Source organism: Psychrobacter glacincola, assembly GCF_965118485.1.
Classification (GTDB): Bacteria; Pseudomonadota; Gammaproteobacteria; order Pseudomonadales; family Moraxellaceae; genus Psychrobacter; species Psychrobacter glacincola_D.
This window is the reverse complement of sequence record NZ_CBCPJH010000014.1, coordinates 19,551-33,317: the sequence shown is the minus strand read 5'-3', so window position 1 is coordinate 33,317 and position 13,767 is coordinate 19,551. Positions and strand designations below refer to the sequence as shown.

Genomic DNA, 13,767 nt, shown 5'->3' with positions numbered 1-13,767 from the left:
AAGTTAAGAAAGAACTATAAATATGAATTAACTTCTATTCTTATAGTGAGATGCCTAATGTTTATACTATAGTAACCAATCAATAGGGAGCCATGACATGATGGTCAGCCAAACATGGTCGCTGATATCGACACGAGGCTCTGAATCATAGATAACTTTTTTATTGTTTTCCATGGTATGCCATTGTAGATTACCATTTTCTAATAACTTCACTTCATATGCTTGATTCAATAAATCATCACTCAATGCATCATGTAATTGAGTGGCAAGCTTATCATCATTAATAATTACGCCCATCTCAGTATTGATATTAGCTGAGCGAGGGTCAACATTATATGAACCAATGAAGACTTGATAGTCATCAACAGCAAATGCTTTGGCATGAAGGCTGGTTGAGGATTGACTACGCGCTTTCCAAAGTTTATTTTCACGTTTTTCTTCAGAAGCTGTAGATTTTAGCTCATAAATCTTGACGCCTGCACGTAGTAAATTGGGACGCCACTGGCTGTAGCCAGAATGCACCGCAGTGACGTCAGTCGCATCAAACGAATTGGTCAATATTTTGATTTCAATACCAGATTCTGCCAGCGCGACCAAGGTATTAACACCGTCTTTAGTCGGTACAAAGTAGGATGAGATAATGGTCAGTTTTTTTGATGGACTACCAAGCAGGGTACGCATTTGATGCACCAAATTGGTGTCTGCTGGCACGGTCTTGGTCAACTTACCGACGTCATCACTTAAGAACTGCATATCTGTCCAGCGAAAAGGCACTTGTTTGTTGATCAAATCCGTATCGATAGAGGAGTCATCAATCGCCGCTTTATAAATGGATAGACTGCCATTGCTACTACTTTTCTCGTCGGCTTCTAACTTATCGAGACCTTGCAAGAAATCGGTAGTTTCTCCTTTATCAAGGGTCGCTAAGGTTTGAATATCAAATGATATTGGCGCTGACCAATAGCTGGCAAAGCTATTATCAATATCTGCCACCACTTTACCAATCAATAAAACATCTAAGTCAGCGAACTGACTGTTTTTATCATTGCTTAAGTATTCATCACCGATATTACGCCCACCAATGATGGTGATTTGCTTATCAAAAATCATGCTTTTATTGTGCATGCGTCTATTGATACGCGGCAGACCGGTGACAAAATTCAACGTCTGAAACTTACGGTGCATAAGCGGATTAATAATACGTACAGCGATATTAGGGTGACTGGCAAACCTTAGTAAGTGCTGGTCAAATTCAGCATTATTATTAAAATCATCGAGTAACAAGCGCACAATGACACCGCGTTCCGCTGCATCCCACAAGTCTTTGAGCATCAGCTGACCCGCTTGATCATTATGCCAAATATAATATTGGGCATCGATATTGCGTTTCGCCATGCCGGTTAATATACTGCGTGAGGCAAACGCATTGGCACCGGTCACAATCGGATGATAGCCTGATAAATCAGGATGGGTCTCGCTTTGTTGGCTGATAGAGGCAACCAAATCAAGACTATCAGTATTTGGAGTGGCGGCATTTGAGGTAACAGTGTTTGAGATACCAAGGTTCGTGGCATCAGCGTCTAGAGCAGTAGTCGTGCTATTATCACCAACACCCGCATCGGCACTTGTTTCAGTACTTTCTTTTTGGACCTCTATTTCTATCTTATTTTGCTTGTTATTGGGTGATTGATATAAAGCATCGACCCGCGCTGATAGCGCTTGGCTTTCTGGCAAATGTGGCTGCTTTGGCAAGCTTTGGCACCCACTAAGACCTAAGGTGAGGCCGAGTGTCAGGCTCAACGATAAGTTGCTGGGTTCTATACTGAACATCGACATAAATAAGTTACCTTAGTGAGCCTTGATATAGTAGAAAATGTACCAACAAATAGGTATGTATTATTCGGCAGTTTTGCAGATGATAACACTGATTATAAGGCGTATGATAATATCACCTAAGGCAAAATTAAATCGCCGCCAAGCTTAGCAGGTGTCGCTAATGATGACTATGATAAATGCGTTACTTTTATAAAATACTGCCTGTGTTAAAGGTTGATGGTATTAGATGCGGCTGATATTAATAGTTAGTAGTATGATTTTGACGTTGTCATTTTTAAAAATGGCATTTTAATAAGTTAAGTGTCAGTTGATATCAACAGGTAACGTTTTACGCTACCAGTTTGGCAGCAGCAGTTTGCATGATATGATAACGCGAATGCGTAATGTTTATAATCAAAAATAAACGCTATTGGAAATAACAATCAGAACAATGGAAAATTTATGAGTCAACCGCAAGATAAAAACGCTATAAATGGCTTGGATGCAAACTGGCGCGATGATGCGCTAAATTTAGAACTTGATTATGGTATGCAAACTATAGCAGTACGTGCAGGTCAGCATCGTACCGATGAAGGCGAGCACTCAGAAGCTATTTTTACCACCAGCTCTTATGTGTACAGCTCAGCGGCTGATGCTGCTGGGCATTTCGATGGCACTAAGACCGGCAATGTCTACTCGCGGCATACTAATCCAAGCGTGCGTACCTTTGAGCGCCGTCTAGCCGCGCTTGAGAACGGTGAGCGTGCAGTAGCTACAGCCTCTGGCATGGGCGCAATTTTGACCATGTGCTTGGCTTATTTAAAAGGCGGTGACCATTTGCTTGCTGCCAATCAATTATTTGGCTCATCGATTGGCTTATTTAACAACTATATGGCAAAGTTTGGCGTGGAAGTCAGTTACGTTGATTGCTTCGATAATGACGCTTGGGCAAATGCTGTTCAGCCCAATACCAAAGTCATTTATTGCGAAAGTCCTAGTAATCCATTGGCGCAGATTTGTGATATTGGCTTTTTAAGTAAGCTATGTAAAGCCAATGATATACTCCTCGTCGTTGATAACTGCTTTGCTACTCCAGCTTTGCAGCGTCCGCTTGATTTGGGTGCTGATGTCGTGATTCATTCTGCGACCAAATATTTAGACGGTCAAGGTCGTGTATTGGGTGGCGCGCTAGTCGGTAGCGATAAGCTCATGCAAGAAGCATTTACCGTCATACGTTCAGGCGGCATCAGCATGAGCCCGTTTAATGCTTGGGTCTTTACTAAAGGACTTGAGACGCTTAAATTGCGTATGCAGGCACATTGTAATAATGCCAATCAAGTGGCAGAGTTTTTGGTTAATCACCCTAATGTCAGTACCGTGCATTTTTCAGGATTGAGTGACCATCCATCGCATGAATTAAGCAAACGCCAGCATCATATGAAAGACGGTTTTGGCGCGATTATGGGTTTTGAAGTGCAGCCATCAGAGACGCGTGATTCAAAAGCTGCTGCATGGCATGTCATTGATTCAACTCAAATGGTCTCTATCACTAACAATTTAGGTGATGCTAAAACGACTATTACCCATCCTGCAACCACCACCCATTTTCGCTTGAGTGCCCAAGAGCGCGCAGAAGCAGGCGTGAAAGACGGTCTTATTCGTCTATCGGTTGGTTTAGAAGATGTGGAAGATATCATCAAAGATTTGGCGCGTGGTTTAGACAGTTTGTAAAGATAACGGTATAATCGCTGTTAGCATTTTATAGTAGTAAAATACCAATCATTTATTATTAAAAAACAAAAGAGGCAACTATGAATATTCAAGCATTAATGCAACAAGCACAAACGATGCAAAAGAAAGTTGAAGCAAACGTTGAAAATGCCAAAAAAGAGCTGGCCAATAAAGAAGTACAAGCTGAAGCGGGTAGTGGTTTGGTAAAAGTAACCATGACAGGTCGCCATGTGGTTAAGCGTTTGACGATTGATCCAAGCTTGCTAGAAGATGAGCCAGATATGATTGAAGACTTAATCGCGGCGGCTATCAATGATGCTGTGCGTCAAGCGGATGAGCTGTATGAATCAACCATGGCTGGCGCTACTTCAGGTATGGGTCTGCCACCAGGCATGCAAGGTATGTTCTAAATTTTTAATTTCGGCGATGATATACAGACTGCTTTTTAAGCATTCGACCATATGTCATCTGACTATATAAACATCAGAAATGGGGTTGTTATCGATACGATACGACCCCATTTTCATAGCTAGGATTTATAAATAAAGGAAGCAGCTTTATAAACATCAGAAATGGGGTTGTTATCGATACGATACGACCCCATTTTCATAGCTAGGATTTATAAATAAAGGAAGCAGCTTTGCTGACAGCCAAATTTGATCAGCTGGTCAAACAGCTACGTATTTTGCCGGGTGTAGGGCAAAAAAGCGCCCAACGGATGGCGCTACATTTGCTCACCAAAAAACGCCCACAAGGCATGGCACTTGCCCAAGCGCTTGATGAGGCGATGCGTGATATTGTCGAATGTCAGCGTTGTCATAGCTTTAGCGATGAGGCAGTTTGTCCATTATGCCAAGATCCTAGGCGTGACGATGGATTATTGTGTGTGGTCGAAACCGCAGCAGACGTGATGGCGATTGAGCAGACGGCAGGTTATCGTGGGCGTTATTTTGTACTAGGTGGTCATTTATCACCGATTGATGGTATTAGCGCTGATGATTTAAATATCGAACAACTGGTCTGGCGCGTGAAGCAAGAGCCAGTCGATGAGCTAATATTGGCAACGGGCACCACAGTTGAAGGGCAAACTACGGCGCACTTTATCAGTGAGGCGGTTGGCCGCCATGTCAATAAAGTCACGCGTTTGGCGCAAGGCGTACCTATGGGTGGCGAGCTTGAATACCTTGATAGTATGACCCTTGGGCAAGCCATGCAAAATCGCTCTTTTTTATAACATCTTTATAATATTGAAGTTTTGCTCACTTTATTTCCTGATATTGTTATAATTACTTTATTATTTTCTCTTATTTAATTTTATTAAGACGCGACTCAGCGTTTTTTCTTTTATTAATGCAGGTATCTGCCCGTGTCCAACAGCACTTTAACTGATTCAAACCCTCAAGAAAACCCTTCTGATACTACTGATAGCTTAGCAAATGAGTCAGCCAACACCGACATCGTGTCAGCAGCATTGCCAGCAGAACCAGATATTGATGCGCTATTAGATATCGCCGATGAGGTTGCTATTACTTGGGTACGTGAACAAAGTCAATTGAGTGAGGTTATCACTGCATTGGCCACTTGTGGGCGCGTGGCATTAGATACTGAATTTATCAAACGTGATACTTATTATCCGCGCTTGGCACTAGTGCAGTTAAATATTGGCGATCATATTTATTTGCTAGATGCACCGCAGTTGCAACTAGAAGATTTTTGGGAAGCATTGCGTAAAGTGGATGTCGCTATTTGGCATGCTTGCGGTGAAGACTTGGGTATTTTTTACTTATTATCAGGTTGTCCGCCGCTGACCAATATATTTGATACGCAAATTGCCTTATCTTATTTGACCGGTCAATTACAAATGGGCTATCAGCAAGCACTTGATGACCAGCTCGATATGCATATTGATAAGGAACATAGTCAGTCAGATTGGCTACAGCGTCCATTATCAGATGAGCAAGAACAATATGCGATTGATGATGTGCGCTTTTTACCAGCTTTATATCTGAGCCTTGAATATGAGTTGAAGAAGCAAGGTCTTTATGAGTATGTCTGGGAAGACTGTCAGCTTTATGCCAGCGACTTATATGACGCACAGAATGTTGAAGATGAGCAGATGTATCTGACCATGGCAGATTATCGTTATACCTCTGAGCAAATGGCGATCTTGCAGGCGGTAGCGACGTGGCGTGAGGAGCTGGCGCGTTCGACCAATCAGCCGCGTACCTTTGTGATAAAGAAACAAGCGGTACGCGAGATTATCACTGAAAAACCAAACACCATGCGTGAGCTGGCGCATAAGACAACCATGCATCGCAGTATGCTGCGCTTATATGGTGACGAGCTACTTAAAGTAATCAGGGATGCAAAAAACCTGCATCCTGCTGAATACCCAGATTGTCTATTACCACCGTATCGTTCAAAAAACAAAGTGTTGTCAAAAGCGGTGCAACAAGCGATAGACGACCAAGCAGAAATTACAGGCGTACCTGCCAGTGTCTTGATGCGTAAAAAGTGGCTCGGGCAATTGTATGAAGTGATTGCCTTTGATAAAGATTTAAGCGAGTTGCCACAAGGATTAAAAGGCTGGCGTAACGACTGGGTGATGCAAACCTTGATTCCTGTTATTGAAGCGCATAAAACTGAACTACAGCAAGGCATGGGTATCAATGTTTAATGCTAGTTACTTAATTATATTCAAACTACTGACGTTGAAATTGACCATGCTGCAAAAAGTATAAGGTTTGTTTTGCGACTTTACTATCGATCAACATGCCAGTATGCGATACAGGTAAGATTAAATGGTCAGTAGCAGCGTCAAGTTTGGTTTCTTTTAAATAGACGGTGCCATCATGTACCAGATATTCATCAAGCAATGGGCTGTCTTTTTGGCGTAATTTGCGATTATGGTATCGAAGAAATAATTGTCCCAAACCATAGGGACGACTGCCAGCAATCACGCCTAGAGTAATATGCTTAGGTAACGGCGCTACTGTGCCATCTAATGCATCGATATAAGAGAGTCCAACGATAGCAGGGCTCAGTCGCCATATATAATCGGCACAAATACTGCCCATATGCGGTGTTCCAAGCGTCACGCAACGTCCAATCTGCCAATTGGGATACTGAGTAACAAAATCACGAATAATTAAACCCCCCAAACTATGACCGACCAAGTCTATTGGCTGATCAGGGTTATGATTCTGCTCAAGCCACTTATTAAGCCGCTCGCTATTGGTTTGAATGCCATCTCGCATGCTACGATAGCCATATCGATAAGTCTCAAACCCTGCTGCTTGTAAACGTTTGGCTAATGGACGCATGATAAATGGCGCATGATGCAGTCCATGAAGTAAAATAACGCGATTTTTCTGTACCATTAGTCAATCCGTAGATGCTGTTTGCAATCATGAATAAAAGGCAAGCGTTGCTATTTGTATTCTTATTATAACGACAAATTTTGTTGATATTGAATGATAGACAAAATAAAACCTCCAAATCAGCTGCTGACTCGGAGGTTTTTGTTATGAGCGGATAAAACTGTAAGTCTAAAGACTACATATAATTTTCGATACTTGGGCAAGAACACATTAGATTCTTGTCGCCATAAGCGTCATCAACCCGTGCCACACTTGGCCAGAATTTATTGGCACGGATATAAGGCAGTGGGAATACTGCTGTCTCACGGCTGTATGGATATGCCCACTCACCAGTAGTCACCATTGCAGCCGTATGCGGAGCATTGACCAATGGATTATTTTCTAATGTCCAGTTGTCTTCGCCAGCTTTGGCTTTCAACGCTTCCGCTTTGATAGATTTTAGCGCACTGATAAAGCGATCAAGCTCTTCTTTAGACTCAGACTCTGTCGGCTCAATCATCAAGGTGCCCGCTACTGGGAAGCTCATGGTTGGTGAATGGAAACCATAATCCATCAAGCGCTTGGCGATATCGCTTTCACTGATACCGGTTTCGTCTTTTAACGGACGAATATCAATGATACATTCATGAGCAACACGGCCGTTTTTGCCAGTATAAAGAACAGGGTAATGATCTTTTAATTCAGCGGCGACATAGTTAGCATTTAGTAGCGCAAGCTCAGTCGCTTTTAATAAGCCATCACGGCCCATCATGGCAATATACATCCATGAAATAGGTAAAATGCTTGCTGAGCCATAAGGAGCTGCTGATACCGCTGAGCAGTCTTTTTGTGCATTGTGCACAGGGCTTAGGGTATGGTTGGCCATAAACGGTGCCAAATGTGACTTCATACCGATAGGACCCATGCCTGGACCACCGCCGCCATGAGGGATACAGAAGGTTTTGTGCAAGTTCATGTGTAACACATCTGCACCAACGTCAGCAGGCTGCATCATGCCGACCTGTGCATTCATATTAGCGCCGTCCATATACACTTGACCGCCATGATTATGGATCAAATCACAGATATGACGGATACCTTCTTCAAACACACCGTGCGTCGATGGATAGGTGATCATCAATGCACCTAGACGGGCGCTATGCTCTTCACATTTAGCCGTTAAGTCATCGATATCAACGTTACCATTGTCATCGGTTTTGACCACGACCACTTGCATGCCCATCATCATCGCAGTTGCAGGGTTGGTACCGTGCGCTGACATTGGAATCAGGCAAATATCACGCTCAGTCTCGCCCAATGACTCGTGATAGCGGCGAATGGCAAGCAGACCGGCATATTCACCTGACGCACCGGAGTTTGGCTGCATAGAGACGTCATCAAAACCTGTGATGGCTTTAAGTTGCTCTTGTAAGCTATCAATCATGGCAACGTAGCCTGTGACTTGATCACGCGGTGCAAAAGGATGCACATTGGCAAATTCAGGCCAAGTAATTGGTAGCATCTCACTGGTGGCATTCAATTTCATGGTACAGCTACCGAGTGAAATCATACTGCGGTTCATCGCCAAATCTTTGTCTTCAAGCGATTTTAAATAGCGCAGCATTTCATGCTCGGTATGATGCGAGTTAAATACTGGATGCGATAAAATAGCATCGGTACGTAAATGAGCGCTATCAAGAGAGACACGAGCGTCTTCTGGTAGGTCATGTGCTTTATTAACGAATAATTGAGTCAATACATTGAAATCGTTTTGATCACTGGTTTCACTAAAGGCGACGCTTAATTTACTGTCACCGAGACGCCATAAGTTATAACCAACATTGTCAGCGTTTTCGAAGATTTGAGTCGCCAATTTTTCTGAGCCACAATCAATCACAACGCTATCAAAGAATTGGTCATGTACCACGTTCAAATTGCTGTCGTTGGCATTTTTGATAACATCAGCAAAGGCAGTCGCAAACGCGTGAATACGAGTCGCAATACGCTTAACGCCATTTGGACCATGATAAACGGCATACATACCAGCTAGGTTTGCCAAAAGTACTTGTGAGGTACAGATGTTTGAGTTGGCTTTTTCGCGGCGGATATGTTGCTCACGAGTTTGCAGTGCCATACGTAGGGCAGTATTGCCTTGTGAGTCTTTTGAGACCCCAATGATACGACCAGGCGCTGAGCGTTTGGCTTTATCAGAGAACGCAAAGTAGGCCGCATGTGGACCACCAAAGCCCATTGGGATACCAAAACGCTGCGTACTACCTAAAGCTACGTCTGCGCCCATATCTGCTGGTGATTTTAATAACACCAAGCTCATGATGTCGCTGACGACACTCACATAAGTTTTGTTTTTCTTAACGGCAGCGATGACATCAGTTAAGTCTGTAACATCACCTTCAACACCGACATATTGGAATAATGCACCGAAATAGTCACCTGATTTTGCTAGATCAAAATCACCAACGATTACTTCCCAACCAAAGTATTTAGCACGGGTATTAATGACATCTAGCGTTTGTGGATAGACGCGATCATCAACGAAAAACTGGATAGATTTGCTTTTGCTCACACGCTTTGACATTGCCATCGCTTCAGCTGCAGCAGTTGCTTCATCAAGTAGTGAGGCACCAGCAAGCTCAAGACCCGTCAGATCAATACAAACTTGTTGGAAGTTAAGCAATGCTTCTAGACGACCTTGGGCGATTTCCGCTTGATAAGGCGTATAAGCTGTATACCAACCTGGATTTTCAAGGACGTTACGCTGAATGACAGCAGGCATACGCACAGGCGAATACCCTTGTCCGATATAGCTCTTATTAACCGTGATGTCATCAGCCATGGTACGCAATTTGGCAAGCGCTGCGTGCTCACTCATCGCCAATGGCAAATCTAGCTCTTTATGCAAGCGCACTGGCTCAGGTACGGTATCGTTAATAAAGCTAGCCATATCTTTATAGCCGACAGCGCTAAGCAAATCCGCTTGTTTGGCATCATTTGAGCCAAGATGACGATAAACAAATTCAGCTTCGTTGAATAAACCTGTAAAGGTATCAAACGTTGGGTTTTGAGAGATAGTCATGACAGTCCTTGGTTAAGGGAGTAATAAAGGGATTCATTTAAATAAAATAATGGCTTACGTTGTTATACGTAATGCACAAACTGGTCTTGGTCAAAGCGAAACTGGGTATTGTAGACACCATTGTCAGCACGCTCGCCTGCACCAATCATCATAATGATATGTTGATCATTGCTTAGATTTAACAAACGCTTCATGGCAGGCTCATCAAAACCACCCATCGGGCAGCTATCAAAACCGTGTGCACGTAATGCTAGCATCAGGTTTTCAGCGGCTAATGAGGCGTTATTGGTTGCCCAGTTTTTGGTATCTTCAAAGGTATAGTAAGGCGACTTGATCGGACCTTTTACCCGTCTGACCACTTGCGTCGCACCCCATTTAGCCGCTGACAATAGGTTGACAGGACCACGTAAAAAATCCATTGCAACGACCTTGGTGTAGTAGTCTTTGACTTTTTTGGGTACTGGCTTATCAGGGTATTCGCGCAATAATTGCTGTGCATGGTCACGCCAAACATCAGTACGAGCAACGACAGCGATAAGGCGTGCAGAGGTCTTAGCAGCATTTTGATTCATGCAGTTTTTGATAGCACGTTTGCGCTTATCTGCATCATCAATGACATAAAATTCCCACGGCTGAAGGTTGCTTGAGTTTGGAGCAAGCATCGCTAAACGCAGGCAATCTGCTAACACATCATCAGGTATCGGTGTATCGGTAAAACGACGTACTGAACGACGTGATTCAACCACTTCGCGAAACGCTTGTAGCTGTGGCGTATGATCGGGCGTGGCAAATTTTGCCTGAAAGTTTGCTTGATTATCAGTGTCAGGGGTCATATTAGGATCCATACTGAGGATTGAGTAATCAACTTATCATTATTAAAAGCATTTCTTCAATAGTGTCTGACAAGTGATTAATATGAATAAATCAGATAGCAGTTGAGCGTCATAAATTCAGTGCTAGTGGTCTTATAATTACTGTCTTGAAATAATGGTATTAAAAGTATTAGTTTAAAACTAAAGAGCACAGATACCAGCGCTTGCCAGTATCTGTTGGTTTGCTTTTAAAGGAGCATAAGACTGATATTACAGCTCGTTTTCGTACTCATCAGCGGTTAACAGTGCTTCGTAGTCAGCGATGTTGTCAGGCTTCATTCTAAAGAACCAACCTTCGCCGTATGGGTCAGAGTTGATGATTTCTGGATCATCTTCTAGCGCTTCGTTGATTGCAACCACTTCACCTGAGATAGGTGCATAAACGTCAGAAGCGGCTTTTACTGATTCAACAACAGAGATTTCGTCATCAACCGCGATGATGTCACCGACGTCTGGCAATTCAACAAATACCACGTCACCCAATAGGTCTTGAGCATGGTCAGTGATACCAACAGTGATAGTACCGTCGTCTTCTAAGCGTAACCACTCGTGGCTGGCGATGTATTTTAGTTCTGCTGGGATGTTACTCATGGTCTCTCTCCTAAGTGATAGAGAAGGGTTGTTAGAAAGTAATTAAAATCTATAAATAATAGGTCGAATTTAACTTCAGTGCACAGCTATTTTATAGAATACAATGTTAGTTAGACAAATCGCATACGATATTCGTTTTTTCTGGATATTCAGGATTAGGGTATATTCCAATGCCAATATCAGAGTTACCATATTCATCTGAGTCGTGAAATTCTGAATGCTCATAAATCAGTGAGACATTTTTTGCTCGTAAGTTTTTTCTTACCTTATCAGCATCCATATCTAGTGTGAAGTAAGGGGAGTAAACACCGTTAGCTATACCGCCAACAAATCCAATTTTTGTTATGGGCATACCATAATATTTACCGACTACATTGAAATTAGCATCAAAGTAACCTGAATCAGCCATTAAACTCTTAGTTGGCAGAGAACCTTCTTCAAAGGAGCTAAAAGTTGTATTTAGTTTACTAGCTATAGATAAATTATACTTAATAGGTAAAACTATTTTGCCAGGTGTAAAATCAACTTTACCTGAAGCTCTATCATCTAAGTTATAAATATCTTCATAGTCAGGTATTAAATTAACCAGTAAAACCTCTTGACCACTTAAATCACAGGCATTTTCCCAAGACTTGAAATAAGGTGTCCAATCTGCGCCACTGTTAGCTGCTAAAGATGGAGTAGATAAAAAAAGCATAATGATTATTGCTAGTAAACCATTAGTTTTTAATAGTCTTGGGAACAGCATGAATAACTCCTAAGGTAAAAACCTAATAAATAATTTATTATTCAAACTGCTGCTTGCCATTACGGACAAATGGTAGCTTAAGCACGCGTACATCGACGAATTTACCTTTGCCGCGCAAATCAATTTGCACATGATCATCGTCTGTTAGGGTAGCAGGAACACGGGCGATGGCGATAGAGTTTTTGAGGCTAGGAGAGAAAGTACCACTGGTAATGATACCTTTTTGCTCTTTGTCAGTGCCTTGATTAATGGTGACTTCCATACCTTCACGTAATACGCCACGGCTAGTCATCAATAAACCGACTTGTTTCATCGCCGTATTATCATCTTTGGCTTGTTTGCGTTTACTCACGAGTGCTTCGCGACCAATAAAGTCACGCTCGTCTTTAAGAGCAAGTGTCCAACCCATGTTTGATTCATAAGGGCTGATACTTTCGTCCATATCATGACCATAAAGGTTCATGCCGGCTTCCATACGCAAGGTATCACGAGCGCCCAGACCAGCAGGTTTAACGCCATTGGCTTTTAATTGCTCAAAGAATGCTGGCGCGTCATCACCATGCATGATGACTTCGACGCCATCTTCACCAGTGTAGCCAGTACGAGCAACAAACCAATCTTTGCCTTCGATATCGGTTAAATCAGCACCAACAAAAGGCTTGATTGCTGCTAAAGTATCAGCCCAGCTAGGTTTAACTTGTGCCAGTTTTTCAACGGCATTTGGCCCTTGAACTGCAATCATGGCAAGCTCTGTACGCTCAGTTAGCGACACATCATAGTCTGCCGCAATTTTTTCAAAATGTGCCATATCTTTATCGTGGGTACCAGCGTTTGATACGATACGGTATTGCGTTTCGTCGCTATTTGATAGATAGACGATTAAATCATCGATGATGCCGCCTTCTTCATTCAGCATAGGAGAATAAAGGGCTTTACCAACGGTTTTTAATTTATCAACATCGTTGGCTAGTAGTTTCTGTAGCCACGCTTTACTGTCTGGACCTTGTACATCGACGATGACCATATGTGAGACATCAAACATACCGGCGTCATTACGTACTGCTTCGTGCTCTTCGATTTGTGAGCCATAATGAATAGGTAGCTCCCAGCCAGAAAAATCTACCAGCTTGCCATCACTATCGACATGAGACTGATAAAGAGGAGTGCGCTGCGGGGCTTGGGTGTCAGTATTTTGAGCAGTGTTATCTTGAATATCGGTCATAACAAATCCTTATGTGCATATCAGGCTTGCTTAATAAAAGCAGCCAGCTGATGCGCATGGTCATAGTAGCGAGAAGCAATGTTGCAGGGTGCAAGCATTGCAACCAAGGGTAGTACAGAAAAAAGATAAAACTATTCACCAAACAAACGCTGAACGTCAGTTTGGGTAAAAGCCCTATCTGTCCTGTGACCTGAGATTTTCAACACGAGCCATCATTGAATGTCTTTCACAAAACAATGATGTCGCATTTTCTCCCCTTCGGTGGGTAAGACGTCGTCCGTCTTGACCGCTCTCCAGATTTGTTATGCCTAAGGTTTAGAGTGCAATACGCCAAT

Annotated in this window: 11 protein-coding genes and 1 riboswitch; of the genes, 4 read left to right on the top strand and 7 right to left on the bottom strand. The window is 42.7% G+C overall.

Going from position 1 to position 13,767, the window contains the following annotated elements:
- Positions 1–66: 66 nt before the first annotated feature.
- Positions 67–1,836 (bottom strand): phospholipase D family protein, encoded by a 1,770-nt coding sequence (locus ACMHKH_RS07055; RefSeq protein ID WP_413519934.1) that lies wholly within the window; start codon positions 1,834–1,836, stop codon positions 67–69.
- A gap of 441 nt (positions 1,837–2,277) precedes the next feature.
- On the opposite strand from ACMHKH_RS07055, the gene ACMHKH_RS07050 reads away from it, so the two are divergent.
- The 4 genes from ACMHKH_RS07050 to ACMHKH_RS07035 all read left to right on the top strand — a co-directional run bounded on the left by ACMHKH_RS07050 (position 2,278) and on the right by ACMHKH_RS07035 (position 6,223).
- Entirely contained in the window at positions 2,278–3,546 is a 1,269-nt protein-coding gene (locus tag ACMHKH_RS07050; RefSeq protein ID WP_413519933.1) for an O-succinylhomoserine sulfhydrylase, read from the top strand.
- An 80-nt stretch (positions 3,547–3,626) separates the two neighbouring features.
- Positions 3,627–3,956 carry a YbaB/EbfC family nucleoid-associated protein gene (locus ACMHKH_RS07045; protein WP_413519932.1) on the top strand — a complete coding sequence of 110 codons (330 nt, stop codon included), beginning with the start codon at positions 3,627–3,629 and terminating at the stop codon, positions 3,954–3,956.
- A gap of 230 nt (positions 3,957–4,186) precedes the next feature.
- Positions 4,187–4,780 carry a recombination mediator RecR gene (recR, locus tag ACMHKH_RS07040; protein ID WP_413519931.1) on the top strand — a complete coding sequence of 198 codons (594 nt, stop codon included), beginning with the start codon at positions 4,187–4,189 and terminating at the stop codon, positions 4,778–4,780.
- A gap of 132 nt (positions 4,781–4,912) precedes the next feature.
- The gene (locus ACMHKH_RS07035) at positions 4,913–6,223 is read left to right on the top strand and encodes a ribonuclease D (protein WP_413519930.1); all 1,311 of its coding nucleotides are present in this window, start codon (positions 4,913–4,915) and stop codon (positions 6,221–6,223) included.
- Positions 6,224–6,248: 25 nt separating this feature from the next.
- On the opposite strand, the gene ACMHKH_RS07030 is transcribed toward ACMHKH_RS07035, so the two are convergent.
- The 6 genes from ACMHKH_RS07030 to gcvT form a co-directional block, all read right to left on the bottom strand.
- A complete protein-coding gene (locus ACMHKH_RS07030; protein ID WP_413519929.1) occupies positions 6,249–6,926 on the bottom strand; it encodes an esterase/lipase family protein in 678 nt (225 codons plus the stop codon).
- Between the two features lie 175 nt (positions 6,927–7,101).
- Positions 7,102–9,999: an aminomethyl-transferring glycine dehydrogenase gene (gcvP, locus tag ACMHKH_RS07025; RefSeq protein WP_413519928.1), complete on the bottom strand. Its 2,898-nt coding sequence runs from the start codon at positions 9,997–9,999 to the stop codon at positions 7,102–7,104.
- A gap of 62 nt (positions 10,000–10,061) precedes the next feature.
- Entirely contained in the window at positions 10,062–10,832 is a 771-nt protein-coding gene (locus ACMHKH_RS07020; RefSeq protein WP_413519927.1) for a nitroreductase family protein, read from the bottom strand.
- A gap of 249 nt (positions 10,833–11,081) precedes the next feature.
- Positions 11,082–11,462 carry a glycine cleavage system protein GcvH gene (gcvH, locus tag ACMHKH_RS07015; protein ID WP_011280078.1) on the bottom strand — a complete coding sequence of 127 codons (381 nt, stop codon included), beginning with the start codon at positions 11,460–11,462 and terminating at the stop codon, positions 11,082–11,084.
- A 106-nt stretch (positions 11,463–11,568) separates the two neighbouring features.
- Entirely contained in the window at positions 11,569–12,210 is a 642-nt protein-coding gene (locus ACMHKH_RS07010) for a hypothetical protein (RefSeq protein ID WP_413519926.1), read from the bottom strand.
- Between the two features lie 37 nt (positions 12,211–12,247).
- Positions 12,248–13,432 carry a glycine cleavage system aminomethyltransferase GcvT gene (gene gcvT / locus ACMHKH_RS07005; protein WP_413519925.1) on the bottom strand — a complete coding sequence of 395 codons (1,185 nt, stop codon included), beginning with the start codon at positions 13,430–13,432 and terminating at the stop codon, positions 12,248–12,250.
- A gap of 168 nt (positions 13,433–13,600) precedes the next feature.
- A riboswitch (glycine riboswitch) is annotated at positions 13,601–13,739 on the bottom strand.
- Positions 13,740–13,767: the final 28 nt, after the last annotated feature.

Bases quoted from the DNA above. Each gene is read 5' to 3' on its own strand.
- ACMHKH_RS07055 (WP_413519934.1), bottom strand. From the start codon at position 1,836: ATGTCGATGTTCAGTATAGAACCCAGCAACTTATCGTTGAGCCTGACA.
- ACMHKH_RS07050 (WP_413519933.1), top strand. From the start codon at position 2,278: ATGAGTCAACCGCAAGATAAAAACGCTATAAATGGCTTGGATGCAAAC.
- ACMHKH_RS07045 (WP_413519932.1), top strand. From the start codon at position 3,627: ATGAATATTCAAGCATTAATGCAACAAGCACAAACGATGCAAAAGAAA.
- ACMHKH_RS07030 (WP_413519929.1), bottom strand. From the start codon at position 6,926: ATGGTACAGAAAAATCGCGTTATTTTACTTCATGGACTGCATCATGCG.
- gcvP (WP_413519928.1), bottom strand. From the start codon at position 9,999: ATGACTATCTCTCAAAACCCAACGTTTGATACCTTTACAGGTTTATTC.
- ACMHKH_RS07020 (WP_413519927.1), bottom strand. From the start codon at position 10,832: ATGACCCCTGACACTGATAATCAAGCAAACTTTCAGGCAAAATTTGCC.
- gcvH (WP_011280078.1), bottom strand. From the start codon at position 11,462: ATGAGTAACATCCCAGCAGAACTAAAATACATCGCCAGCCACGAGTGG.
- ACMHKH_RS07010 (WP_413519926.1), bottom strand. From the start codon at position 12,210: ATGCTGTTCCCAAGACTATTAAAAACTAATGGTTTACTAGCAATAATC.
- gcvT (WP_413519925.1), bottom strand. From the start codon at position 13,432: ATGACCGATATTCAAGATAACACTGCTCAAAATACTGACACCCAAGCC.